The organism is Tamlana sp. 2_MG-2023, from assembly GCF_030548465.1.
GTDB lineage: Bacteria > Bacteroidota > Bacteroidia > Flavobacteriales > Flavobacteriaceae > Pseudotamlana.
Genome location: NZ_JAUOSF010000002.1, coordinates 478309 through 504990 on the forward strand (window position 1 = coordinate 478309; position 26682 = coordinate 504990).

At 34.3% G+C, this 26682-nt stretch carries 19 protein-coding genes; 12 read left to right on the forward strand and 7 right to left on the reverse strand.

The window, feature by feature from the left end; genetic code table 11:
• Positions 1-122: 122 nt before the first annotated feature.
• The 4 genes from cmk to Q4566_RS05190 all read right to left on the reverse strand — a co-directional run bounded on the left by cmk (position 123) and on the right by Q4566_RS05190 (position 5708).
• Complete coding sequence (gene cmk, locus Q4566_RS05175) at positions 123-806, reverse strand: (d)CMP kinase (protein ID WP_303419152.1); 684 nt, start codon at positions 804-806, stop codon at positions 123-125.
• Between the two features lie 132 nt (positions 807-938).
• The gene (gene porQ / locus Q4566_RS05180; RefSeq protein WP_303419155.1) at positions 939-1955 is read right to left on the reverse strand and encodes a type IX secretion system protein PorQ; all 1017 of its coding nucleotides are present in this window, start codon (positions 1953-1955) and stop codon (positions 939-941) included.
• A gap of 116 nt (positions 1956-2071) precedes the next feature.
• Entirely contained in the window at positions 2072-4522 is a 2451-nt protein-coding gene (lon, locus tag Q4566_RS05185; RefSeq protein WP_303419157.1) for an endopeptidase La, read from the reverse strand.
• Between the two features lie 535 nt (positions 4523-5057).
• Positions 5058-5708: a rhomboid family intramembrane serine protease gene (locus tag Q4566_RS05190; RefSeq protein ID WP_303419160.1), complete on the reverse strand. Its 651-nt coding sequence runs from the start codon at positions 5706-5708 to the stop codon at positions 5058-5060.
• A gap of 63 nt (positions 5709-5771) precedes the next feature.
• Here Q4566_RS05190 and Q4566_RS05195 point away from each other — a divergent pair, with 63 nt between their 5' ends.
• On the forward strand, positions 5772-6653 hold the full coding sequence (locus Q4566_RS05195; RefSeq protein ID WP_303419162.1) for a lysophospholipid acyltransferase family protein: 882 nt from the start codon (positions 5772-5774) through the stop codon (positions 6651-6653).
• 116 nt (positions 6654-6769) lie between these two features.
• On the opposite strand, the gene glmM is transcribed toward Q4566_RS05195, so the two are convergent.
• Positions 6770-8161, reverse strand: a complete 1392-nt coding sequence (gene glmM, locus Q4566_RS05200) for a phosphoglucosamine mutase (RefSeq protein WP_303419164.1) — start codon at positions 8159-8161, stop codon at positions 6770-6772.
• A gap of 79 nt (positions 8162-8240) precedes the next feature.
• Between glmM and Q4566_RS05205 the strand changes: the two genes are divergently transcribed.
• The 3 genes from Q4566_RS05205 to Q4566_RS05215 all read left to right on the forward strand — a co-directional run bounded on the left by Q4566_RS05205 (position 8241) and on the right by Q4566_RS05215 (position 10445).
• On the forward strand, positions 8241-8840 hold the full coding sequence (locus Q4566_RS05205; RefSeq protein WP_303419166.1) for an ACP phosphodiesterase: 600 nt from the start codon (positions 8241-8243) through the stop codon (positions 8838-8840).
• A gap of 180 nt (positions 8841-9020) precedes the next feature.
• The gene (locus Q4566_RS05210) at positions 9021-9740 is read left to right on the forward strand and encodes a hypothetical protein (protein ID WP_303419168.1); all 720 of its coding nucleotides are present in this window, start codon (positions 9021-9023) and stop codon (positions 9738-9740) included.
• A 339-nt stretch (positions 9741-10079) separates the two neighbouring features.
• On the forward strand, positions 10080-10445 hold the full coding sequence (locus Q4566_RS05215) for a hypothetical protein (RefSeq protein WP_303419170.1): 366 nt from the start codon (positions 10080-10082) through the stop codon (positions 10443-10445).
• 106 nt (positions 10446-10551) lie between these two features.
• Here Q4566_RS05215 and Q4566_RS05220 read toward each other — a convergent pair whose 3' ends face one another.
• The gene (locus Q4566_RS05220) at positions 10552-11076 is read right to left on the reverse strand and encodes a hypothetical protein (protein ID WP_303419173.1); all 525 of its coding nucleotides are present in this window, start codon (positions 11074-11076) and stop codon (positions 10552-10554) included.
• Positions 11077-11256: 180 nt separating this feature from the next.
• Between Q4566_RS05220 and uvrA the strand changes: the two genes are divergently transcribed.
• The 8 genes from uvrA (at position 11257) to Q4566_RS05260 (ending at position 23854) form a co-directional block, all read left to right on the forward strand.
• A complete protein-coding gene (gene uvrA, locus Q4566_RS05225; protein WP_303419175.1) occupies positions 11257-14088 on the forward strand; it encodes an excinuclease ABC subunit UvrA in 2832 nt (943 codons plus the stop codon).
• 71 nt (positions 14089-14159) lie between these two features.
• Positions 14160-14849, forward strand: a complete 690-nt coding sequence (locus tag Q4566_RS05230) for a TIGR00730 family Rossman fold protein (protein ID WP_303419178.1) — start codon at positions 14160-14162, stop codon at positions 14847-14849.
• Positions 14850-14997: 148 nt separating this feature from the next.
• Positions 14998-17736 carry a metalloprotease gene (locus Q4566_RS05235; protein WP_303419181.1) on the forward strand — a complete coding sequence of 913 codons (2739 nt, stop codon included), beginning with the start codon at positions 14998-15000 and terminating at the stop codon, positions 17734-17736.
• A gap of 174 nt (positions 17737-17910) precedes the next feature.
• Entirely contained in the window at positions 17911-20322 is a 2412-nt protein-coding gene (locus Q4566_RS05240) for a thiamine pyrophosphate-dependent enzyme (RefSeq protein ID WP_303419184.1), read from the forward strand.
• 286 nt (positions 20323-20608) lie between these two features.
• Positions 20609-21079 carry a hypothetical protein gene (locus Q4566_RS05245; protein ID WP_303419186.1) on the forward strand — a complete coding sequence of 157 codons (471 nt, stop codon included), beginning with the start codon at positions 20609-20611 and terminating at the stop codon, positions 21077-21079.
• A 193-nt stretch (positions 21080-21272) separates the two neighbouring features.
• Positions 21273-21947: a hypothetical protein gene (locus Q4566_RS05250; RefSeq protein WP_303419189.1), complete on the forward strand. Its 675-nt coding sequence runs from the start codon at positions 21273-21275 to the stop codon at positions 21945-21947.
• Between the two features lie 221 nt (positions 21948-22168).
• Entirely contained in the window at positions 22169-22801 is a 633-nt protein-coding gene (locus Q4566_RS05255) for an outer membrane beta-barrel protein (RefSeq protein ID WP_303419191.1), read from the forward strand.
• A 90-nt stretch (positions 22802-22891) separates the two neighbouring features.
• Positions 22892-23854, forward strand: a complete 963-nt coding sequence (locus tag Q4566_RS05260) for a D-2-hydroxyacid dehydrogenase (RefSeq protein WP_303419193.1) — start codon at positions 22892-22894, stop codon at positions 23852-23854.
• Positions 23855-24167: 313 nt separating this feature from the next.
• On the opposite strand, the gene Q4566_RS05265 is transcribed toward Q4566_RS05260, so the two are convergent.
• Positions 24168-26675, reverse strand: coding sequence for a heavy metal translocating P-type ATPase (locus tag Q4566_RS05265; protein ID WP_303419195.1), 2508 nt, complete (start codon positions 26673-26675; stop codon positions 24168-24170).
• Between the last annotated feature and the right edge of the window lie 7 nt (positions 26676-26682).

Genomic DNA, 26682 nt, shown 5'->3' on the forward strand with positions numbered 1-26682 from the left:
AAATAAACGTATAAATCGTTATGCAATTAAAAGTGAATAGTTGAAAATTGTCACTTTATATATGGAAATTCAATTTTTTCTCTGTGCGACTCTGTGTTTCTCTGCGAACCTCAGTGTAATAACTACAACTTATCACCTACCAATCCCAAAATTTTCTCAAACTGTTCCTCACGAGATAAATCTGAATTATCAAACTCGATAGCATCATCGGCCATAACTAGAGGAGAATCATCACGTGTGGTATCTAGGTGATCGCGGTCTTGAACGTTTTTTAGGACGGCTTCATAATCAACAGCATCTCCTTTTTCAACCAGTTCATCATAACGTCTTTGCGCTCTTTTTTCCGCGGAAGCGGTCATAAATAATTTCAGTTCGGCGTTAGGAAAAACAACGGTTCCAATATCACGACCATCCATAACAACACCTTTGTTTTCGCCAAGTTTCTGCTGTTGCTCCACCAGTTTTTTACGAACCTGTGAAACTGAAGCCACTGTACTCACAAAGTTTGAAACTTCAAGTGTTCTAATTTCTTTTTCAATATTAACACCGTTTAAATACACTTCAGCAAAACCCAAAGCCTCGTTAAATTTAAATGCGATATCGATATTTGATAATTGAGAAATCAATTCTTCTACTTTAAAATCCCTCTCATTTATTAAACCTTTTTGCATGGCATAATAGGCTACAGCACGATACATCGCACCAGTATCTACATACACGTAACCCAAATGTTTTGCTAATTGTTTAGCGACCGTACTTTTTCCTGTTGACGAAAACCCATCGATGGCAATGGTGATTTTTTTCATTGTAATTAATTAGGCTGCAAAATTAGGTAAAGAGGCAGAAGCAGGAAAGTTTTTTTTAATTTATTGAAAATCTAAAAACCGTTATTAAAAAATAGATTCCTCACAGCATCGGAATTTTAAAAACTTCAATCATTACAAAGCAATCTGTAATCCGAAGAAGTTGGCATTGGCAGCACTAGTATATTTGGCATACGTATAGCTAAAGCGCATTTTATTCATTTTAATAGAAAGTCCTGCTGAAATTCCAGAAAAGTTACGCTGATCTACAATTCTTAAATCCTCTCCCCTTCTGAAATTATAACCTAAACGTACATTAAAGCCTTTATCCGGAAAGAATTCGGCTCCAACAATAGTGTGTCTAATCACTTGCCCTAAAAAACCAATGCTTTCTTCAGTTTGGTTACCTTCTAAATCACTACTAGTTCGTGCTGGATTTGGTCTTGCTATAGGCCATTCTTGTAAGTTTTCTAAAGTAACATGCCAACGTATTGGCACATTATCTAGTTTTTGAGATACCCCTAAGGCCACTTCAAACGGTAATTTCTCATGAATATCGGCATAGGTTGTAATTTGAGTACCTATATTCCTAACAACTAAAGCTGCATTCAAGTCTAAACGCTCGTTAATATAGATTAAACCTAAATCTACCGCCACCCCAAATGAATTATACTGTTCTAATTTAGATGAAATAAACTTAGCATTAGTTCCGAAGTAAAAGTCTGAATATCCTAATTGTAATGCATAACCCAAGGAAAGAGAGGCTTCACTACCTGAAAATTCTCCTGTAGCATTACCATCTTCGTCGTAACCATCAAAAGAACCATAATTAATATAGTTCACACCAGCATGAAATGTTTGCACATGTCTATCGTAAGTATACGCGTAAGCTGCCGTTCCGTAACTAATTCCTCCTAAATAACTGGTGTAATTCACAGCCAACTGATTATCCATTTCCACGTTAATGGTTGCCGGATTAAATAAAGCTTGTGTAACATCGTAATCTACATTAGTAAGCACTTTACCTCCTAAGGCTGCTTGTCGTGGGGAAGAAACTAAGTTCAAAAATTGGTATGTGCTCTCTCCTCCAACTTGAGCAGTTGCGAAAGCACCAATTAATAAACAAAAAAAGAGGTTAATTTTTTTCAGCATATTTACGACACAAAGTAAGTAAATCTATCTTAAAACGACAGCATGTATTTTTTATTTTAAATCATAAAAAAACCTCGACGTAGACCGAGGTTTAAATTTGTTATGAAATTAAATACTTATAATTTCTTTGCGTTTTTTACTTTTTGATTGGTAACTGCTATATCGATAACGTCACTCATATCTGATACATAATGAAAAGTTAAACCTTTTAAGTATTCTTGTTTGATTTCTTCAATATCACGTCTGTTTTCCTCGCAAAGTAGAATTTCCTTGATTCTCGCACGTTTTGCTGCTAAAATCTTTTCTTTTATACCGCCTACAGGAAGCACTTTTCCACGAAGTGTAATTTCTCCAGTCATGGCTAAATTATTCTTCACTTTCTTTTGTGTGAATAATGACACTAAGGATGTTAACATCGTAACACCTGCACTTGGCCCATCTTTTGGCGTCGCACCTTCTGGAACGTGTATGTGTACATTATATTTATCGAAAATAGAAGCATCAATACCAAAACTGTCGGCGTTAGATTTAATGTATTCCATCGCAATGGTAGCCGATTCTTTCATTACTTTACCTAAGTTACCAGTAATGGTCATCGAACCTTTACCTTTAGATAGAATAGACTCAATGAATAAAATATCACCACCAACACGTGTCCAAGCTAACCCTGTAACTACACCAGCCACATTATTATTTTCATACTTATCGCGCTCCATTTTTGGTCCGCCAAGTACTTCAATAATATCTTCATTTGTAACTTTAATATTGTACTCCTCTTCCATGGCTATGTTTTTAGCTGCAAAACGCACCATTTTAGCCACTTGTTTTTCTAAACCACGAACACCAGATTCTCTAGTGTAACCTTCAACAATTTTTTCTAATTGAGGTTTACCAATTTTTAAATGCTTATCTGTTAAACCGTGTTCTTTTAATTGCTTCGGAAGTAAATGACGTTTAGCGATTTCAACCTTTTCTTCAATGGTGTATCCAGTAACATTAATGATCTCCATACGGTCTAATAAGGCTGGCTGAATGGTAGACAAGCTATTTGATGTTGCAATAAACATCACTTTAGATAAATCGTAACCCATTTCCAAGAAATTGTCGTAAAATTCACTGTTTTGCTCAGGATCTAAAACTTCTAGCATCGCTGAAGAAGGATCACCTTGATGAGAATTTGACAATTTATCTATTTCATCTAAAACAAATACTGGATTTGATGTCCCTGCTTTCTTTAAACTCTGAATAATACGTCCTGGCATGGCGCCAATGTATGTTTTTCTATGTCCGCGAATCTCAGCTTCATCACGTAAACCACCTAATGAAATTCTAACATATTCACGCCCTAAAGCTTCAGCAATAGATTTGCCTAAAGATGTTTTACCAACACCTGGAGGTCCATAAAGACATAAAATCGGTGATTTCATATCGTTACGTAACTTTAAAACCGCTAAATATTCAATAATTCTACGTTTTACATCTTCTAAACCAAAATGGTCACGATTTAAAACTTTCATAGCACGTTTTAAATCGAATTTATCTTTAGAAAATTCATTCCAAGGTAAATCTAAAAACAGTTCTAGGTAGTTACGCTGAATAGAGTATTCGGCAACTTGCGGATTCATACGTTGCATTTTAGCAATTTCCTTTTCAAAATGCTTTGCCACTTTTTCGTCCCATTGCTTGTTTTTAGCCTTAGCCTTCATCTCTTCAATTTCCTCATCATGACTTACGCCACCCAATTCTTCTTGAATGGTTTTCATCTGCTGATGCAAGAAATATTCACGCTGCTGCTGACTCATGTCCATTTGAACCTTAGACTGAATATCATTCTTAAGTTCTAATTTCTGAAACTCAACATTCATGTATTTCAGCGTCGCTAAAGCACGCGCTTTAAGATCGTTAATCTCTAAAAGCTCTTGTTTTTCTGCAACTGAAAGGTTCATGTTTGAAGACACAAAATTCACCAAAAACGAATTGCTTTCAATGTTTTTTATGGCAAAAGAAGCCTCACTAGGAATATTAGGATTCTCCTTGATGATTTCTAAAGCTAAATCTTTAATAGAATCTATAATCGCTGAAAACTCCTTGTTTTTTAAAGCAGGCTTCGCTTCAGCAAGATCTCTAATGGTAGCCGTCATGTATGGTTCTTCCGTAAGAACTTCTGCAACTTTAAAGCGCTTTTTACCTTGAATAATAACGGTAACGTTACCGTCAGGCATTTTTAAAACACGTAAAATTTTGGCGACTGTACCTGTTTCATGGATTTCTTTAGCTGAAGGATCTTCAACCGATTCATCCTTTTGAGCCACTACACCAATCACTTTTCCGCCTTTGTTGGCATCGTTAATTAGCTTTATAGATTTATCTCTTCCAGCGGTAATAGGAATCACGACACCTGGAAACAAAACTGTATTTCTTAAAGAAAGTATAGGTAAAGTTTCTGGCAACTCTTCGTTGTTGATCGCTTCTTCATCTTCAGGTGTCATTAATGGTATCAATTCTGAGTTTTCATCAAATTCCTGTAATGACAAACTGTCAAGGGTCATAAAATTAGATTTCTTCATATATATAATTAGGTCAATCTGTCATTAAAACAGAATTGATCATTTTTTTAATTTTAAACTTAAAAGCTTATTTACTTGGAAATCAACAGTATTAATAGAGATATCGATATCCAATATTACTATAAATTCAATACTTATGCCATACTTTTAAAATAGCTTTATAGTTTTTGGTTGCTTACTCTTGCGGGGTGATTACACAGAGCTACACTGAGATTTCACAGAGACTCACAGAGGTTTTTAGACACGAATTACACTAATTATCACGAATATTATGCGTTTTACATCTTTGCGAGAAATCAATTTAGTTGGTTGTTTATAGTTATTAGTTGATGGTTGCTTACTCTTGCGGGGTGATTACACAGAGAGACGCTGAGATTACGCAGAGACTCACAGCGTTTTTTGGACACGGATTTCACTGATTTGCACAGATTAAAAATTAGGTTTCGACTGCGCTCAACCCGACAGACTAAATTCCCTAAATAGCGTTGACCATTTTTAATTTTTCACTTTTCATTATTCACTATTAATTATTTAGCTAAATCTTCCCCATTTTCTTTAATACAAACAATAAAACAATAGGAAGCGCCAGTAAACCAATCATTAAAATATTAGTTTGAAATAACCATGGGGCTAAAAACAAAGTGATTAAATAACCGCCAACAGCACCACCAAAATGGGCATCATGACCAATATTACCAATTTTATTTTTCATCCCGTAAATAGAATACAATAAATACCCTATTCCGAAAAGGTAAGCAGGTATCGCTATTGGAATAAAGAAAAACATTAATTTCATTCCTGGCTGAAGTAATATGGCCGAATAAATAATTCCTGAAACTGCTCCACTTGCGCCAACAGCACTGTATTGGTATTCATTTTTATGAAAATAATAGGACAATAAATTACCTAAAAGTAAACTTCCCACATATATAATAATAAACTGCAGCGGGTTTAGCAGGTTTATAACGACATCTGCAAAAAAGTAAAGCGATAACATGTTGAAAAGTAAATGCTGCGTATCGGCATGTAGAAATCCTGAACTAAACATTCTAATCTTTTCACCACGCTGAATAGCACCGATATTAAATTTATATTTTTCAAAAAAACTAAAGTCCCCAAAACCTTTATAAGATATAATGACATTGGCTGCTATAATGATAATGGTTACTGGATTTAAATTGTCCATAAAGGATTTAAAGATTAAAGTGTATTTAACATATATTTGCGGTTACAAATCTAAAATTAATTAATGCATTTTCTAGCTTATATTATTGTTTATCCGATTTTGTGGTTAATTTCCATTCTACCTTTTAGATTATTATACTTAATTTCCGATGGTGTTTACATATTACTCTATCATATTATTGGTTATCGAAAAAAGGTAGTGACCGAAAACTTAAAACTTGTTTTCCCAGACAAACCTGAGGATGAAATTTTAGCCATTAGGAAAAAATTCTACAAGCATTTGTGCGATATGTTTCTTGAAATGGCAAAAACCATGTCTATTTCTAAAGCGTCCTTAGAAAAACGATTTGTTTTAAAGAATCCAGAAGCTATAAATAGATTTGAAGAAGTGAATAAAAGTGTCTTATTAATGTATGGACACTATGCGAGTTGGGAATGGTCTTCACAGCTTCAAAACTTGACTGATTTTCCTGGTTTTGCTGTTTATAAAAAGTTAGCCAATAAATATTTTGATAAAATGGTTCGTGATATCCGTTCAAAATTCAATACCTCTTTAATTAGCACTAGAGAAACTGTTGGTGCTATTACTCAGAGTGAAAGAAATGGGGTGAAAAGTGTTATTGCATTTTTAAGCGACCAATCTCCACGACTATCTAAAGAAGTGTATTGGAATGAGTTTATGGGGATTGAAGTTCCTTGTTTTACTGGCGCCGAACGTTTAGCCAAGAAATTAGATTTAGCCATAGCCTATTTGAAAATTACCAAAGTGAAACGTGGGCATTATGAAGCTGAAATTATGATGCTTTCAGAAAATCCAAAAGAATCTCCTGATTACGAATTAACCGATATGTTTCTTCGAGAAGTTGAAAAACAAATTTATGAAGCTCCAGAATTTTATTTTTGGACTCACAAACGCTGGAAGCATCGGAATAAAAAAGCGGAATAAGGAAAACTAAAAAGGGATGAAATTATTAAATTTCATCCCTTTTTTATGCTATTTAAAACAACAAATATACTTGTCTCCAATCGAAGCCGCTTCTTAAAGAAGCTTTACGCTCCTAGCTACAAAGTCTTTGCAATCTCACCCAATTCAGCAATAAATTTATCACCTAAATGATCAGCTTCTTCTTGAGATTTAGCTTCAGTATAAATTCTAATGATTGGTTCAGTATTACTTTTTCTTAAATGTGCCCAGCTTTCAGCAAAATCAATTTTAACCCCATCAATAGTAGTTAATTGTTCGTTTTTATAACGCGATTCTATTTCCTTCAAAATGCCGTCAACGTCTAAACCTGGAGTTAATTCAATTTTTTTCTTACCCATAAAATAACTTGGGTATGTTTTTCTTAGCTCACTAACGGTCATTTCTTTATCGGCTAACAAACTTAAAAATAAAGCGACACCAACAAGGGCATCACGACCATAGTGTGAATCTGGATAGATGATACCTCCGTTACCTTCACCACCGATAACAACCTTATTTTTTTTCATTAAATTCACTACGTTCACCTCGCCTACTGCACTAGCTTCATACATTCCACCATGCTTTTCGGTCACATCTCTAAGTGCTCTTGTAGAACTCATGTTACTAACTGTATTTCCAGGTGTTCTACTTAAAACATAATCAGCGCAAGCTACCAAAGTATATTCTTCACCAAACATCTCACCGTTTTCATCCATAAAAGCTAAACGATCTACATCTGGGTCCACTACAATTCCGAAATCGGCATTGTGCTTCTTAACGGCATCCGACAAATCGGTTAAATGCTCTTTTAAAGGCTCTGGGTTATGTGGAAATTCCCCATTAGGCTCACAGTATAGCTTTACTACTTCAACACCTAAACGCTCTAATAATAAAGGAATAGCGATGCCGCCTGTAGAATTCACACCATCAACAACCACTTTAAAGCTCTGCTCTTCAATGGCTCCAACCGTTACTAAATCTAAATCTAGCACTTCAATAATATGTAAGTCGATATAGGCTTTATTCTTTGTTATTTTCCCTAAACGATCAACATCGGTAAAGCTCATTTTGTCACTTTCAGCAATATCTAAAATTTTTGCACCTTCTACAGCATCTAAAAATTCCCCTTTCGCATTTAAAAGTTTTAATGCATTCCATTGTTTTGGATTGTGACTAGCAGTTAAAATAATGCCGCCATCAGCATGTTCCATAGGCACAGCGACTTCAACAGTAGGTGTTGTTGAAAGCCCTACATCAACCACATCAATTCCTAACCCAACGAGCGTGTTCATAACTAAATTCTGAATCATTTTTCCAGAAATACGAGCATCACGGCCTACTACAACCTTGTGTTTTTCCTTGTTTCTTTGCTGTTTCAGCCATGTACCGTAAGCTGAAGCAAATTTTACAGCGTCAATTGGAGTTAAGTTTTCTCCAACCAAACCACCAATAGTTCCTCTAATTCCTGAAATTGATTTTATAAGTGTCATAGTTATTTTTAAAAAATTGATGAACAAATATAGCATTTCAAAGTCGGAATACTAAAAAGGGAATTCGTAAATTTCACAAATGAATTATTTAGCCCACATCTATCTTTCTGGTGACTACGAACTGGTTACTATTGGAAACTTTATTGCCGATGGTATTAAAGGAAAAAAGTATCTAAAATTCCCTAAAGATATCCAGATTGGGATTCTCTTGCACAGACATATTGATACGTTTACAGATGCTCATAAAACGGTACGATTGAGCACTAAAAGGCTTCATCATAAATACGGGCATTACTCAGGTATTATAGTCGATATATTATATGATCATTTTTTGGCTAAAAACTGGAGTAAATATTCAGATATTCCATTGGAAATTTACACGGAAACTTTTTACAATTCACTGGAAGCTCATTACGATTTGTTACCATTAAACATTCAAAAACTATTACCGTATATGCTTGCCGATAATTGGTTATTGAGTTATGCTTCTATTGAAGGGATTTCACGTGTTTTAGATGGTATGAACCGACGTACTAAAAACCGTTCTAGTATGAATGAAGCCGTGCATGAGCTTCAAGAATTTTATGAAGAGTTTGAAACAGAGTTTTCGAACTTTTTTGATGAACTCATTGACACTTCAGCAGAAAAACTAACTGAGCTCCATGCGCTTTATTACTAAAAGTTTTCTATTTACAGGACTAATTGAGGTTGAAAATTTACAGATTTCGACAGACTACTAGTTTCAACGGATTATTTGTAAAGGCTATTGCAGCTTGTCGGTTTTCTTTTGTTTTCTTTTTTTAAGAGCCTGATATTTTATAATTTAGAAGTATCTCTAACGCGTACCATCCCTTAATCTATGCCTAAAAAATCTAAGAAAATAGTCAAAATTATAGCCGGAGTCATTATCTTTTTTACACTGCCTAGTTTGCTTTTTTTTGGTTTTGTATACTTTAAATACAATGAAGATTTACCCACAGGAGTTCAAGGTGAAGCCGCAGATCAACTGGCATATAAAATGTTAGATGCCTTGAATTACCAAGCCTATAAAAACACAACTTATATTGAATGGACTTTTAAAAAACGTCACCATTATAAATGGGATAAAAGCACAAACATTTGCGAAGTATTTTGGAAATCCTATCGCGTCGTTTTAGATTTAAATAATAACGACAACACAAAGGTTTATATTCAAAACTTCATACATACAGGTGAATTAGCGCCAGATCTTATTGAAACAGCCATAAAATACTTTAATAACGATTCTTTTTGGCTGGTAGCACCGTATAAAGTATTTGATAAAGGTGTTGAACGCCGATTAGTTAAAACAAATAATAAAGAAGCCCTTTTAGTTACTTATACTTCTGGTGGTTCAACGCCTGGCGATTCTTATTTATGGTTGTTAGACAACAATTACAAACCGAAATCCTTTAAAATGTGGACGACCTTATTACCCATTGATGGCTTGGAAGCTTCTTGGGAACATTGGACCACTACCGAAACAGGCGCTCAACTTCCAGAGTTTCACAAGTTGATGTTTCTAGGTTTGGAAATCACCGATATTAAAGGGTACAATTAACACCTCTCTTACCAAAATTAAAACCTGTGTATTTCAACGGATGCGACAAGTGTTAAAGTTAGTTAAAACTACAACATTTCGCTCTTATATATCAACCCTATATTTTAATACCCTAGTAAATGGGTATGGTTGAAATTTTGCCCTGACCCCATCCTAATTTCATAGCTCATAACCACAAACGCATCATAGAGATTCACTGTACCCCAAAATTAATATGGGTTAACATTTTAATGCAGTTTTTTAACTTTTGTTAAGGCCTTCTAAAGAGGCTTTTCTACTATGTTTTACTTCATTAATTTTAATCCAGAATTAATAAATAAACCTTTAAAACACGATATTATGAAAAATCTTTCTTTCTTATTTTTTTTAGCTTTTGGAGTTGCTTTTGCAAATAATACAAACCCTACAACTCAGAACGAAGTAAAAGTTGGTGACGAGTTAGTAATTAACAAACAAAATGCAGATAAATTTAATCATGTAGATTTTCCAAGGCTAAATTTTATTGTAAAACGTGGTGGAATTGCAAACTACAATAGTGTTGACGGACATGTAGTTCTTGTAAAAAATGTTGAAACTAACGCGAATGGTGAAACTAAAGTTACTTTAGAAAGTAAAAATGGTAAAAAGTTTTTCGGATTTTTAAATTCAGTAGATGCAGATTACAACAAAGCTCTAAACGCTGGTGAGTTATCTGTAATAAAATAAATAATTAAAAAGTTTTCACATTATAAGAATTAGTCCTCATTATATTCCATAAAAACTTTCAAAGGATTACCTTACTAAAAATAAGGTAATCCTTTTTTTATGACACCTATTTTCCACGCTGCCCGACAAACTTATGGTTATCAGATTTAAACAATACGTTAAAACTGGTTAAACTCCCATAAATTCTAGTAATATATTGCTGTAAATCAACCTTGTTTTGCTCATCTAAATCACTCGCATTAATACGCTGCTCCATAACACGCAAGCGATCTCTCACCATTATAATTTTATTAAAAAATTTATCAATTGGCAGCTCATAAGCCTTTAAATTACCATCGGCAGGTTCAAGAATTAACTTTCCACCCTTGTATTTATCGGCAATTGGTACAATTTCACTAACATCACTCCATTTTTTCAAGATACGTACCAAACGACTTTCCACTTCCGAAAAGCTTATAGTATCCACATCGCCATCTGCTGCTTCAATAACTTCAAAAGTGCTATCAATAGCAATGGTTTCCAATCCGTTTTCAATAAAAGTGACCCAGTAATATTCCGATGTTACGTTTGTAACGACACCTTTTCCAAATTCTGGATGATTTATTCGTGATCCTATTCCTAGTATTTTCATATGTTATGATTGTGTTTTAGTGTTCTAAATTTAACTTCATAAATATACTTCCTTCAGAAATAATTATATAAAAATTCAGAAGAAATTCTATGCTTAAATTCAATAACGCTTCCGCGGAAGCGCATAAAACTTCACAAGATTTTAACAACTAAAATTGTACCTTTGCACTTTTGCAAATTTATGAGTCAATTCAACGAATTTATTGAAGTTAAGGGCGCTAGGGTACACAATCTTAAAAATATAGATGTTTCCATTCCGCGAGAAAAACTTGTTGTGATCACAGGTTTATCAGGTAGTGGAAAATCTTCTTTAGCCTTTGACACCATTTATGCTGAAGGTCAGCGCCGATATATTGAAACTTTTTCGGCTTATGCACGTCAGTTTTTAGGCGGATTAGAACGTCCTGATGTTGATAAAATTGACGGTCTCTCCCCTGTTATTGCTATAGAACAAAAAACCACTAGTAAATCGCCACGCTCAACCGTAGGAACTATAACAGAGATTTACGACTTTATGCGTTTGCTTTTTGCACGAGCCAGTGATGCCTATAGCTTCAATACCGGCGATAAAATGGTGAGCTATAGCGATGAGCAAATTAAAGACCTTATTTCTAGCGATTTTAAAGGAAAACGCATTAATGTTTTGGCGCCTGTGGTACGTTCCAGAAAAGGACATTACCGCGAATTATTTGAGCAAATTGGAAAACAAGGTTTTGTAAAAGTTCGAACCGATGGTGAAATTCGCGATATCACCAAAGGCTTGAAATTGGATCGTTACAAAAACCACGATATAGAAATTGTTATAGACCGTTTGGTTATTGACGATTCGGTAGATAATGATAAACGCCTTTCTGAAACCATAAACACCGCCATGTATCATGGTGAAGATGTGCTTATGGTTATCGATCAAGACACTCAAGAAGCCCGTTATTTTAGTCGGAATTTAATGTGCCCGAGTTCTGGTATTTCATATCCAAATCCAGAGCCGAATAACTTTTCATTCAATTCCCCAAAAGGCGCTTGTGATAATTGCAATGGCATCGGAAACTTGTATCAAGTTAATAAAGATAAAATTGTTCCAGACGATACTATTTCTATAAAAGCTGGCGCATTAGCACCACATGGTCCAGAAAAAAACAGCTGGATTTTCAAGCAGTTTGAGACGATTGCACAGCGATTTAATTTCAGCTTAACAGATGCGTATAAAGACATTCCTGAAGCAGCCAAAAACATGATTCTTTACGGTGGCAATGAAAAATTCTCTATTGAAAGTAAAACCTTAGGTGTTACTCGCGATTATAAAATCGATTTTGAGGGCGTTTCTAATTTCATTGAAAACCAATACAACACGGCAGAATCGACCTCATTAAAACGTTGGGCTAAAGATTTCATGGATAAAGTTACTTGTCCTGTTTGTGAAGGTTCTCGATTGAAAAAAGAATCACTTTATTTCAAAATAAACGATAAAAATATTGCTGAACTCGCCAATACCGATATCGTTGAATTAGCAAAATGGTTCAGTGATTTAGACAAGCATCTTTCAGAAAAACAATTAAAAATTGCTGAAGAAGTTATAAAAGAAATTAAATCCAGATTACAGTTTTTATTAGATGTTGGTTTAGATTATTTATCACTCAATAGAAGCTCAAAATCCTTATCTGGTGGAGAAGCGCAACGTATTCGATTAGCCACTCAAATTGGTTCACAATTGGTTGGTGTGCTGTATATTCTTGATGAACCAAGTATTGGATTGCATCAGCGTGACAACGAAAAATTAATAAATTCCTTGGTAGCTTTACGAGATATAGGAAACTCTGTTATTGTTGTTGAACACGATAAAGACATGATTGAGCGTGCCGATTATGTTATTGATATTGGTCCTAAAGCAGGAAAACACGGTGGTGAAATTATAAGTATTGGAACTCCAGAGGAATTATTAACACATAATACGCTTACAGCAGATTATTTAAACGGTAATAAAGAAATTGAAATTCCTAAAACACACCGTGAAGGCAATGGAAACTTTATTGAGTTGAAAGGCTGTACAGGAAATAACTTAAAAAACGTTTCAGTAAAATTTCCGTTAGGAAAAATGATAGGCGTTACCGGTGTTTCAGGAAGTGGAAAATCTACTTTAATTAACGAAACCCTCTACCCTATTTTGAACGCGTATTACTTTAATGGCGTAAAAAAACCAATGCCTTATAAAAGCATTAAAGGTTTAGAACATATCGATAAGGTTATTGATATTAATCAATCGCCCATTGGTAGAACTCCTAGAAGTAATCCTGCCACATACACAGGCACTTTTAGTGAAATAAGAGCCTTGTTCGCTAAAATTCCAGAGGCCATGATTCGTGGTTATAAAGCAGGACGTTTTAGTTTTAACGTGAAAGGCGGACGCTGTGAAACCTGCCAAGGTGGTGGTTTACGTGTTATTGAAATGAATTTCCTTCCAGATGTTTATGTGGAATGTGAAACTTGCCAAGGCAAACGTTTTAACCGTGAAACTTTAGAAATTCGATACAAAGGAAAAAGCATTAGTGATGTTTTGAATATGACCATGAATGAAGCAGTAGACTTCTTTGAGCACATTCCTAAAATTCATAAAAAACTAAAAACAATAAAAGATGTTGGTTTAGGCTATATCACGCTAGGGCAACAAAGTACAACACTTTCTGGTGGTGAAGCGCAGCGTATTAAGTTAGCTTCTGAGCTTTCAAAACGAGATACAGGTAACACTTTTTATATTTTAGATGAACCCACTACAGGCTTGCACTTTGAAGATATTCGCGTGCTCATGATTGTTTTAAACAAATTAGCCGACAAAGGTAATACCGTATTAATTATTGAACACAACTTAGATGTTATTAAAACCGTTGACCATATAATTGATATTGGTTACGAAGGCGGAAAAGGCGGCGGAAAAGTAATTGTGGAAGGCACACCCGAAGAAGTTGCTAAACATAAAAAAAGTCATACCGCTAAATTTTTAAAAAAAGAATTACATTAGTCCAGTAATACTTGTTACCATGAACTGGTTTCAGGCTCACAAGTAAAAAATATTAAAAATATAAAAACAATATGAGAGCAGAAAAACACCCAAAAGGCTGGAATGAAATTAAAACAAACGATTCTTGGGCCATTTTTAAAATTATGGGTGAATTTGTTAGTGGTTTTGAAAAAATGAGCAAAATTGGTCCTTGTGTATCTATTTTTGGCTCCGCAAGAACAAAACCCGATCATAAATATTACAAATTAGCCGAAAATGTGGCTAAAAAAATTGTTGAAGGTGGTTATGGTGTCATCACAGGTGGTGGTCCCGGTATCATGGAAGCTGGAAATAAAGGAGCGCATTTAGCTGGCGGAACTTCCGTAGGACTTAATATCGAATTGCCTTTTGAGCAACATGACAATCCTTATATTGATGCTGATAAAAATTTAGATTTCGATTACTTTTTTGTTCGTAAAGTGATGTTTGTAAAATATTCACAAGGTTTCGTAGTGATGCCTGGAGGTTTTGGAACATTAGATGAACTTTTTGAAGCCATAACATTGATACAAACCCATAAAATTGGAAAATTCCCTATAATCCTTGTCGGAAGAGCGTTTTGGGCAGGTTTATTTGAGTGGATTAAAAATACACTATTAGAAACCGATGCTACAATTAGTGCCAAAGATTTAGATCTTATTCATTTGGTAGACACGGAAGATGAAGTCATTGATATTCTTGATGAATTCTATAAGAGCTCAGATTTAAGTCCGAATTTCTAAAGCCTAAAATCTTTAAGTATTTCAATCATAATCCATTAACCTAAATCATTAATCGTTGAGACTACGTTTTTACAATTGTTTTCTTTTCTTTTTCATTAGCCTGCTAGGTTTTAGTCAAAATAAAATTGACTTAAAAGCAGTTTTTGACGTGGAAAACAAACAGATAAAAATATCTCAAACTATTATTTATCATAATAATACAAATAATGAATTAGATCTTATTTATTTAAACGATTGGAACAACAGTTACTCCTCAAAAAACACACCTTTAGCTCAACGTTTGGCAGAAGAATATAAAGACGAATTTCAACTCGTTAAAGATGAAGATCGTGGTTTTTCAGATATTAATTATATCAAACAGAATGGGCAGCTTTTAGAGTATGAAATACTAAAAGACCAGCAAGACGTTATTAAAGTTTATTTAAAAGAAGCTTTAAAGCCTAACGCATCTTATGAATTGGAGCTCGATTATATTGTTAAAATCCCACATGCAAGTTTCACCCGTTATGGTATTAATGACTATGGTAATATCAGCCTTAGGTATTGGTACATTACACCAACGGTTTATGATGGCCAATGGCAATATTATAGCAACAAAAACTTAGACGACCTATTCATCCCTAAAGCGGATGTTACATTAGAAATTGAATATCCAAACACCTACGATTTAACTTCAGATTTAAATTTAGACAAACTAACAAAAACATCTGAAAATGAAATAATTGCATTAAAAGGAAAACACCGAAACTCTAACAAATTATTTCTTCAAAAGGACTCCGATTTTGACACCATACAAGCTGATGATTTATCAATCATTTCGAATATTGATGGTAAAGGTGTTGAGATTATAGATCAAGTAATAATCACTGAACGTATTGCTAAATTTATAACTGAAAACTTTGGTGAATACCCACATGAGCGCCTTTTACTAACTCAAATTGATTATGATAAAGATCCCATTTACGGATTAAATTTCTTACCAAAATTCATAAAAACACACCCTTTAAGTTTTGAATATGAACTAAAAATCCTAAAAATTGCCCTTTACAATTATTTAGAAAATACTTTATTACTTAACCCTAGAAAAGAGCAGTGGTTAATTGATGGTATACAAATTTACTACATGATGCAGTATGTAGATAAGTACTATCCTGACATGAAGTTTCTTGGTTCAATTTCCGATTTCTGGGCAGCAAGACCCTTTCATGCATCAGACATGATGTATAACGACAAATACATTCTAGCCTATATGATTATGGCTAGAACCAATAGAGATCAACCACTAACTATGGCCAAGGACTCGCTTTTAAAGTATAATAAAAATATAGCCAACAAGTACAAAGCAGGTGTTGGATTACAATATTTAGATGACTTTACAGACCACACCATGGTTGAAAGTAGCATCGAGTCTTTTGTGAAAGAATCTAAGTTAAAAAACACCTCGATTACCGAATTTGAAAATTATTTAAAGTCACAAACAGATAAAAACATCGATTGGTTTTTTAGTGATTATTTAGCGACTCGAAAAGTTATTGACTATAAAATTAAAAAAGTTAGTAAAACGGAAGATTCCATAACTTTAACCATTAAAAATAAGGGTAAAAATAACATGCCTGTGTCATTATACACCCTTAAAAACGACAGTGTTGTGGCTAAGCAATGGGTTGAAGACATTCCCGAGTACAAAACCATTACTATACCAAGGAATGAAGGTGATAAATTAGTTTTAAATTATGAAAACTCCATTCCAGAATTCAACTTAAGGGACAACTGGAAATCATTAAAAGGCGCTTTTTCAAACAATAAACCTTTACAAGTACGACTATTTAAAGATCTTGAAGACCCTAATTATAGTCAGGTATTTATCATGCCTATTTTAGAATTTAATAATATTTATGATGGTATTAATTTAGGATTAAAAGCATACAACAAAACCATATTACGACGTATGTTTTACTACAAAATAGCGCCACAATATTCCTTCGGCTCCAATGCCGTAACAGGCTCGCTTACGGTTTCAAAAACGCATAATATTCAAGATCGTAATTTATTCTACCTTAATTATGGTTTTTCAGGATCGTACAAATCTTATGCAGAAGATTTGTTCGTTAGACGATTAACGCCATCTTTCTCTTTGCTTTACAGAGACAACGAAGACTTTCGCTCTAATAAAAGAGGCGCATTATATACGAGGTTTATTGATATTCATAGAGATGAAGATGAGCGAAACCTCGTAACAAGTGACGAGCCTAATTACTCCCTTTTTAATACCCGTTTTGTCTATTCAAACGATAACCTAATTAACTTTTATAAGTGGTATGTCGATCTTCAGTTTAGTAAAGAATTTAGTAAGGTGTCCTTAAATTATGAATACCGACATTTATTCGAAAACAACCGTCAGATTAACGTTAGGGCCTTTGCCGGAACGTTTTTACGGAATGACAACGACCCTACTTCAGATTACTTCAGCTTTGCTTTAAACCGCCCAACCGATTATTTATTTGATTATAATTATCTGGGAAGGTCTGAAACTACTGGGATATTTAGTCAGCAATACATTCCTGCTGAAGGTGGATTTAAATCTAAATTAGAACCTGCTTTTGCCAATCAATGGATTACAACGTTAAACGCAAGTACTACATTATGGCGTTATATTTTACTTTATGGAGATGTTGGTTTGGTTAAAAATAGATATGAAGATCCTAAGTTTGTTTACGGCACAGGTGTACGTGTAAATTTAGTCACAGATTATTTCGAATTATATTTTCCAATCTACTCTAATTTAGGATGGGAAGTCTCTCAACCTAATTACGCTGAGCATATTAGGTTTATATTTACCATAGACCCCCAATCGTTACTCGGATTATTCAGAAGACGCTGGTTTTAATTCTCAAATATTAAAACATTATCAGTAAAAAGATGTTTTTTATCAATTAATTCTAATAAAAACATCACAAAAGTGATCTCTATTAAATTATTCACAACAACTTAAGCTATTATAAAATTGCAAAAAAGCTAAAAATTAACTACTTTTGCCGCAACTGAAAAATTCATGGCTTCTATGCAAACCTTATCCGATTTGAATAATAATCTATCATTCGAAGATTTTAAAACTGAAGTACTAAATGATTATAGAACGGCCGTAATAAGCCGGGAATGTAGCCTACTTGGTAGACGTGAAGTTTTAACAGGTAAGGCCAAATTCGGGATTTTCGGTGACGGTAAAGAAGTACCGCAATTAGCTATGGCTAAAGCTTTTCAAAAAGGCGATTGGCGTTCTGGATATTACAGAGACCAAACCTTTATGATGGCCATTGGAGCACTTACTCCAGAACAATTTTTTTCAGGATTATACGCCAACACCAATTTAGAATTAGAACCTATGTCTGCCGGACGCCAAATGGGTGGTCATTTTGTAACACATAGTTTAAATGAAAACGGAAGTTGGAAAAACTTAAAAGAACAATATAATTCTAGTGCCGATATTTCACCAACCGCAGGGCAAATGCCTCGTTTATTGGGTTTAGCACAAGCTTCAAAAATATTTAGAAATGTAAAAGGCATTAACGCCACTAATTTTTCTAATGCTGGTAATGAAGTCGCTTGGGGAACTATTGGAAACGCAAGTACAAGTGAAGGCTTGTTTTTTGAAACCATAAATGCTGCAGGTGTACTTCAAGTACCTATGGTAATTAGTATTTGGGATGATGAGTATGGTATTTCGGTACACGCTAGACACCAAACGACTAAAGAAAATATCTCTGAAATTTTAAAAGGATTTCAACGTGATAATGATAATAAAGGTTTTGAAATTTTACGTGTTAAAGGCTGGGATTATGCCAATTTGATGGAAACCTACCAAGAAGCGAGTAAAATAGCAAGAGAGGAACATGTTCCTGTATTAATTCATGTTACCGAGTTAACACAGCCCCAAGGCCACTCTACTTCAGGCTCGCATGAACGTTATAAAAATGCCGATCGTTTAGAGTGGGAATCAGACAATGATTGTAATGTAAAATTTAGAGCTTGGGTTATAGAAAGTGGTATTGCCACGAACGAAAGCTTAATTGAAATTGAACGTGCAGCGAAACGTGATGTGCGTGAAGCTAAAAAGAATGCATGGAACACTTTTTTAAGACCTATTTCAAGAGAACAACAGGAATTAATCGCTTTATTAAAACCGATTGCAAAACAAAGTGTTAATGGTGTTTTTATATCTAAAATCATTGAAACCTTAACGCATATTGACGAGCCAACACGAAAAGATTTACTCTCAAATGCTAGGCGTGTATTGAGGTATTTAGTTTCTGAAACTTTTGAAGAAAAACGTAAACTTCAAGTTTGGATTGATACCCTTTTTCAAAACACACAACCACGTTTTAGTTCACATTTATATTCTCAAACACAAGGATCAAATACGCGTATAAACGAAGTAAAACCTGCCTTTGATGATGGTGCTGAAATGGTAGATGCTCGTATTATTTTACGTGATAATTTTGATGCCATTTTTGAAAACTATCCTGAATCTTTAATTTTTGGTGAAGACACTGGAAATATTGGTGATGTAAATCAAGGTTTAGAAGGTTTACAAGCTAAGTACGGTGAACTTCGTGTGGCTGATACAGGAATACGTGAAGCCACCATTTTAGGGCAAGGTATTGGTATGGCCTTACGTGGATTAAGACCTATTGCCGAGATTCAATATTTAGACTATATCTTGTATGCATTACAAATTATTAGTGACGATTTAGCTACCACACATTATAGAACAAAAGGAAAGCAAAAAGCACCGTTAATTATAAGAACTCGTGGGCATCGTTTAGAAGGCATTTGGCATTCTGGTTCTCAAATGGGCGGTATTTTAAATCTTATTAAAGGTGTTAATTTATTAGTGCCTAGAAATATGACCAAAGCTGCAGGTTTTTACAATACCCTACTTTTGGGTGATGATCCTGCAATTGTAGTGGAGTGTTTAAACGGTTACCGTCTTAAAGAAAAAATGCCTAATAATTTAAGCTCAATTAAAACTCCAATTGGTGTTGTTGAAACCTTAAAAGAAGGTACCGATATTACTTTAGTGTCTTACGGCTCTACTTTACGAATAGTTCAGGAAGTTTCAAAGGAATTACTAGCAGTAGGCATTGACGCTGAAATTATTGATGTACAATCTTTAATTCCGTTTGATTTAAATCATGACATTGTAAAAAGTATTGCTAAAACCAATCGTGTTATGATTATTGATGAAGACGTACCAGGAGGTGCTTCAGCATTTATTTTAGATGAAATTTTAAACCGTCAGAATGCTTTTCAGTATTTAGACAGTGCACCAAAAACACTTACCGCAAAGGCACACAGACCAGCATATGGTAACGATGGTGATTATTTCTCTAAACCATCTTCAGAAGATATTTACGAAGCCATTTATGCGGTAATGCACGAAACAAATCCTGCTAAATTTCCTAAGTTGCGCTAAGCTGAAGATTGATTATTTTTTATTTACTATTGATTATTGGGTTCACGTTAAAGTTTAAACTGTATTACTGCAAATTGTTTATTTGTTTAATCGTGTAATCGTGAGGTAACTTTTAATATTTAGTATCTAACTTCTAATATTTTTAATTATTAATTTTTCATTTTTAACTATTCACTTTTAATAGCATAGCTGAGCGACTGTGGCTGTGACTGAAAACTGCGACTAAACTTTCCCATTTTCACTTTTAACTACGTACTTTTACAATTGGATTTGTAAAAACACACTTATGAAAGCCGTTTCGGTAAGAGAAATTAGAAAAGAACTAAAAAGCCTGACTTCGGAAGAACTAGAAGAACTCTGCTTACGTTTATCACGTTTTAAAAAGGAAAACAAAGAGCTACTCACCTATTTACTTTTCGAATCACATCATGAAGATGATTATATCGCAAGTGTAAAAAGTTATATAAACGAAGAGTTTGAAGCTATAAATCGTAATAGTATTTTTTACATTAGAAAAAGTGTTAGAAAGATACTTCGCAACGTTAAGAAATTTATACGCTATTCGGGAAATAAAGAAACCGAAGTAGAGCTCCTACTCTATTTTTGTGAGCAACTCAAAGCATTTAGACCATCTATATCAAGAAGTGCTCAATTACAAAACTTGTACAATCGCCAGTTAGACCTTGCTAAAAAAATTATAGGCACATTACATGAAGATCTACAATACGACTATAATTTAATGCTTGAAGACTTGTAAAATGAACGCGTTCGTAGCAAACTTTAATGTATACGCTATTGTTAGTCTCTTGTTTTCATAAATTTTAAAGAATTAATTTATGCGGGTCATTATAGAATGATTTGCAAAGTTTATATTTGCTTTCTTTTTAAGTTTTTAGAATTTAAAACCATAATTAAGACATTTAATCCATTATTAATATTATAAATAAAAAATGAAGCTATCCATACTTAAATTATTAACCTTAAGTTTAGTTGTACTAATTTCAAGTTGTTCAAGTGTAAAAGAATTAAACCACTGGACCTCTAATGATGTGGCAACTATTAAATCTCAAAACATCTTAGTCATTGTTAAAGCTAAAAAATCTCACATACGCGAATCTTTTGAAAAACAAATTACCAAACAGCTTAAAGCTGAAAATTTAAACGCGACCTCTAGTTATGAGCAATTCCCGGAATTAAATCCGAATGATACTTTAACAAAAGCAGAGCTAGCACAACTTAAAGAGAAGTTTCAAAAAGCAGGTTTCAATGGTATTGTTTTTAGTCGCGTTATAGGTGTGGAAAAATTAACCAATACGACAACTTCTGGTGGCTATGAAGCTGGTGCTACTTTAGGTGATTACCCATATTTATACGATATGGGATTCTACGGTTTTTACTCAAACACACTTCCAATGCCAAGTTTTGAAGGTGTTTACGAACCTATGGAAATACAAACCCAAACTGCTAACATCTATGTTTTAGAAACTGTGGTTTACAACTTAGATTTAGAAACAAAAAAACAAATGGTAGCTTCTGTAACCTCTAAGATAGAAAACGTTGAAACAGGTCATAATTTGGCGAAAAACTACGCTAAAACCATTGTTAACGGTGTGAAAAAGAAGTAAACACAAAGGTTAATGATAAACCAAATAAGCTGAATAAAGACATGGAAATTGTTACTTTATTCAGCTTTTATACTTTAAAGGATTATGGATATGATTTAAACTCTAGATTCAGTTTATCAGATATATTATGATTTTTTATATCCATTTTCTCAACTTTAGTTATATTTATACAAGCAAAAAACTATTAATTAATTTATACAACCCTTATTAAATCAAACATTATGAAAAAAATTACATTACTTATTCTACTTGTATCTTTGGTACCTTTGCATGCTGCTTTCGCTCAAAGTTTTGAAATAACCCCCTCTTATGGTACACAATTTGGAGCAAAATTAAATTACGGTTACGGATACTTACAAGTTGAAAATAGTGGACAAATTGGTATTACTGTTGGTATGGAAGTTCGACCAAATGTTGTTGGTGAATTAAGCTATTACCGTCATAGTACGCAATTAAACATAAAGGATATTGACTATGCTCCAAATAAATCTAGATTATCAGATCTTAATATGGATTGGTTTTTCTTAGGTGCCAATCATTATTTTGGTAGCAATGATTTTGTTAAACCTTTCTTGGGTGGCGGATTAGGTGTGGTTTTTGTAACGCCTGAAAATGAAAATAGAGCCATTATCGGTTATGATTTAGATAATTCAACACGTTTTTCATTCCTTTTTAAAGGAGGTGCTAATTTCATGTTAACCGAGATGATTGGGTTAAATGTACAAGGTAACTTATTTATTCCTATTGAGTACGGCGGATTTTACGTTGGTACTGGAGGAGCTGGAGTTGGAACACAAAGTACTATTGTTTTGGCAGGTTTAAGTGCTGGATTAGTATTTAAACTAGGCGCGTAAACAAAAGATATTTTAAATTTTTCTTACCTTTAAACTGGGAAACAACAATGTTTTCTAGTTTAAAGGTTTTTTATTTTAATACAGTAAATTATGAAAATTGTAGTTTTAGATGGTTATACGCTTAATCCAGGAGATTTAACTTGGGAAGGTTTGGAAGAATTAGGGAATTTAAAAGTATATGAACGTACACCTTTTGAAGATGAAGCTATTTTAAAAAACATTGGAGATGCCGAATTTGTTTATACCAATAAAACACCTTTATCTGAAGACGTTATAGCCAAAGCGCCAAATCTAAAATACATAGGAGTACTTGCCACGGGTTATAATGTAGTTGCTATTGAAGCTGCCAAAAAGCGAGATATTGTAGTAACCAATGTACCAGAGTACAGCACGATATCGGTAGCACAATTTACAATGGCCTTATTGCTAGAAATGTGCCATCATGTTGGTAACCACAACCAAGCGGTACAAGCTGGTGATTGGAGCAAAAGTCCCGATTTTTCTTTTTGGAACCATCCCTTAATCGAATTAAGCGGAAAAACTATGGGTATAATTGGTTTTGGTAATATTGGTCAGGCCACAGCTAAAATAGCGCAAGCTTTCGGATTAAATATCGTGACTTACAGCAGAACAAAATACCCTGAATTAGAGTCTGAAACCTGTAAATTCGTTTCTCTAGACGAACTTCTTGAACAATCTGACATTATTAGTTTACATTGTCCGTTGTTTGAAGAAACCAAACATATTATTAACAAAGATAGCATCGCTAAAATGAAAGATGGCGTGATGCTTATAAATACTTCTCGTGGTCCTTTAATTAATGAAGAAGATCTGAAAAATGCATTAAATGATGATAAAGTTTATAGCGCTGCCATCGATGTCGCTTCGGCGGAACCCATTGATCCAGACAATCCGTTGTTATCGGCAAAAAACTGCATCATTACACCTCATATTGCTTGGGCTCCAAAAGAAGCCAGATTCAGATTAATGCAAACTACGGTTGATAACCTAAGAGCTTATCTTTCTGAAAAACCAGTAAATGTTGTGAATTAGTTTTACAGCTTATTTTTGTGACTAACAGATTAATTGAACCTATACCCAATTCCGCGAAAGCGAAACCTAAATAAAACATTTAAGAGTTAATCGAAAACTTCTCTGTGCCACAAATTGAACCTTTACTGCGCTCGGCCTAATATTATATTAAAAATAAATATTAATTATTTGAGGCGACGTTATGCTATCAGGATAATTACAAGTGACTAAAATTAGTTATCAGAAAGTCTCATTACCTAAAGGTGTGAAATGTAAAAAACTTGTTCAGTTTTCATGAAATATCAATATAACTCTGATTAATAGTTACTAACAACTAATCTATTTTAGCATTTTTTAAACGCAGCGCATTAGAAATCACAGACACCGAACTGAAGCTCATGGCTAAAGCGGCGATCATAGGCGAAAGCAAAATTCCGAAAACAGGAAATAACGCACCCGCCGCAATTGGGACACCTATGGCATTGTAGATTAGCGCAAAAAACAAATTCTGTTTGATGTTACGCATCACTTTATCACTTAAATGTTTTGCTTTTAAAATTCCATGTAAATCACCTTTAACCAGAGTAATCATGGCACTTTCAATAGCCACATTAGTTCCTGTGCCCATGGCAATACCTACATCACTTTGGGCTAATGCAGGGGCATCATTTATACCATCACCCGCCATAGCTACTATGTTTCCGTTGTTTTGGAGATTCTTAACCTCATTAAGTTTATCTTCTGGAAGCATGCTTGCTTTAAAACGATTGATATTTAGCTCATTAGCCACCGCTTGCGCCGTATTAAAATTGTCTCCCGTTAACATCACGACGTCTACACCATTGTTTTGTAATGCTTTAATGGCTTTAGCGCTGGTCTCTTTAATTTTATCTGAAATAACCACAAAACCCTTAACTTCATTATTAATCGCTAAAAAGGACACGGTTTTGCCTTGTTTCTGGAATAATGCTGCTTTTTCTTCCATTTTGGAATCAATTGAAGCATGTACATATTCCATCATTTTAGGGTTACCTAAACTTATCTTTTCACCATTTATCATGGCTTCAACACCTTTACCGGTAACGGCACTAAAACCTTCAGATTTTAAGGTTTCTATCTGTTGTGATCTGCCATATTTTACAGTAGCTTCAGCAAGTGGGTGTTCGCTATTTATATTCAGTGAGACGATGTATTGAAGCAGGTCTTTTTCAGAAAAATTATTATTGAATGTACCCACAGTTTCCACTGTTGGTTTCCCTTCGGTAATGGTTCCAGTTTTGTCAATAATTAGAGTGTCGACCTGATGCATTTTTTCAAGAGCTTCGGCATTTTTTATAAGCACACCATTTTGAGCACCCTTCCCTACGCCTACCATCACAGACATTGGCGTTGCTAAACCCAAAGCACATGGGCAAGCAATAATTAAAACGGCAATGGCATTAACTAAAGCATAGACATAAACGGGTTCTGGCCCCCAAATGGTCCAAGCCAAGAAAGTTATTATGGAAATAAAAACAACGATAGGTACAAAATAACCTGAAACTTTATCGGCTAATTTTTGAATAGGTGCACGACTTCGGCTCGCCTCATTAACCATATGAATAATTTGAGATAGTAAAGTATCGCTACCAACTTTTTCAGCTTTCATTAAAAACGTTTGGTTGCCGTTTATGGTTCCGCTATTAACTTTATCATTATTGCTTTTATTAACAGGGATTGGTTCACCGGTAATCATTGATTCGTCGATTGTAGTGGTTCCTTCAATAATAACACCATCAACAGGAATTTTATCGCCAGGTTTAACTTTTAGAATATCGTTTAATTCAATTTTATCAATTGACACTTCAACTTCATGATCATTAACAATTTTAAGCGCCTTATTAGGTGCCAATTTCAGAAGTTCTTTAACCGCTTGATTGGTTTTACTATGTGCTCTGGCTTCTAATAATTGTCCGAATAAAACCAGCGTTAAAATAACGGTAGCCGCTTCAAAATAGACATGAACGATTCCGTTTTCGGTTTTAAACTGTGCCGGAAAAATATCTGGAAAAAACATTCCGAAAACACTAAATAACCAGGACACACCTGCCCCTATTCCGATTAGTGTAAACATGTTAAGGTTCCATGTTTTTATGCTCTTATAAGCACGTTCAAAAAACACCCAAGTCGCGTAGAACACTACGGGAATGGAGAGTATAAATTGTATCCAATTCCAATATTTTTGATCTAAAATAGCATATAGCGGATTATTAGACAGCATATCGCTCATGGCTATTAAAAAAATAGGAAGAGTAAAGGCAACCGCTATTTTAAACTTTTTTAGCAGCTTTTGATATGTTTTTTCTTCAGAAGACAAATCAGCTTCAACAGGCACTAAATCCATACCACAAATAGGGCAATCTGCAGGTTCATCTTCCAGAACTTCAGGATGCATGGGGCAGGTCCATTGACTCACGGCGCTTACCGTTACATTTTGCTGCTCAACCAAATCCATGCCGCAAACAGGACAATCGCCAGGTTTATCGTAAGTTTTATCACCTTCGCAATGCATTGGGCAATAGAAAACGCCATTACCTATGCCTTTGGGTTTGTCTATTTTTTTCGAATGGCTTGAGCAACAACTCTTTTCATTTATATTGTGAATCGTATAATTACCACCATCATCAAATAAAGCTTTTTGAAATGTTTCAATAGGAATATGGTTAACCATTTCGATAGTCGCTTCCGCTGCTTTTAAGTCAACAACCGCACTAGAAACTCCCGATACATCGGAAAGTATTTTTTCAACGTGGTTACGGCAACCGTTACAGGACATACCTTGTATTTTATATGTGTGTTTCATTTGTGCT

Bases quoted from the DNA above. Each gene is read 5' to 3' on its own strand.
- Q4566_RS05245 (WP_303419186.1), top strand. From the start codon at position 20,609: ATGAAAGCCGTTTCGGTAAGAGAAATTAGAAAAGAACTAAAAAGCCTG.
- lon (WP_303419157.1), bottom strand. From the start codon at position 4,522: ATGAAGAAATCTAATTTTATGACCCTTGACAGTTTGTCATTACAGGAA.
- Q4566_RS05265 (WP_303419195.1), bottom strand. From the start codon at position 26,675: ATGAAACACACATATAAAATACAAGGTATGTCCTGTAACGGTTGCCGT.
- Q4566_RS05255 (WP_303419191.1), top strand. From the start codon at position 22,169: ATGAAAAAAATTACATTACTTATTCTACTTGTATCTTTGGTACCTTTG.
- Q4566_RS05210 (WP_303419168.1), top strand. From the start codon at position 9,021: ATGCCTAAAAAATCTAAGAAAATAGTCAAAATTATAGCCGGAGTCATT.
- Q4566_RS05220 (WP_303419173.1), bottom strand. From the start codon at position 11,076: ATGAAAATACTAGGAATAGGATCACGAATAAATCATCCAGAATTTGGA.
- Q4566_RS05260 (WP_303419193.1), top strand. From the start codon at position 22,892: ATGAAAATTGTAGTTTTAGATGGTTATACGCTTAATCCAGGAGATTTA.
- uvrA (WP_303419175.1), top strand. From the start codon at position 11,257: ATGAGTCAATTCAACGAATTTATTGAAGTTAAGGGCGCTAGGGTACAC.
- glmM (WP_303419164.1), bottom strand. From the start codon at position 8,161: ATGACACTTATAAAATCAATTTCAGGAATTAGAGGAACTATTGGTGGT.
- Q4566_RS05190 (WP_303419160.1), bottom strand. From the start codon at position 5,708: ATGGACAATTTAAATCCAGTAACCATTATCATTATAGCAGCCAATGTC.
- porQ (WP_303419155.1), bottom strand. From the start codon at position 1,955: ATGCTGAAAAAAATTAACCTCTTTTTTTGTTTATTAATTGGTGCTTTC.
- Q4566_RS05215 (WP_303419170.1), top strand. From the start codon at position 10,080: ATGAAAAATCTTTCTTTCTTATTTTTTTTAGCTTTTGGAGTTGCTTTT.
- Q4566_RS05205 (WP_303419166.1), top strand. From the start codon at position 8,241: ATGAATTATTTAGCCCACATCTATCTTTCTGGTGACTACGAACTGGTT.
- Q4566_RS05250 (WP_303419189.1), top strand. From the start codon at position 21,273: ATGAAGCTATCCATACTTAAATTATTAACCTTAAGTTTAGTTGTACTA.
- Q4566_RS05195 (WP_303419162.1), top strand. From the start codon at position 5,772: ATGCATTTTCTAGCTTATATTATTGTTTATCCGATTTTGTGGTTAATT.
- Q4566_RS05240 (WP_303419184.1), top strand. From the start codon at position 17,911: ATGCAAACCTTATCCGATTTGAATAATAATCTATCATTCGAAGATTTT.
- Q4566_RS05230 (WP_303419178.1), top strand. From the start codon at position 14,160: ATGAGAGCAGAAAAACACCCAAAAGGCTGGAATGAAATTAAAACAAAC.
- cmk (WP_303419152.1), bottom strand. From the start codon at position 806: ATGAAAAAAATCACCATTGCCATCGATGGGTTTTCGTCAACAGGAAAA.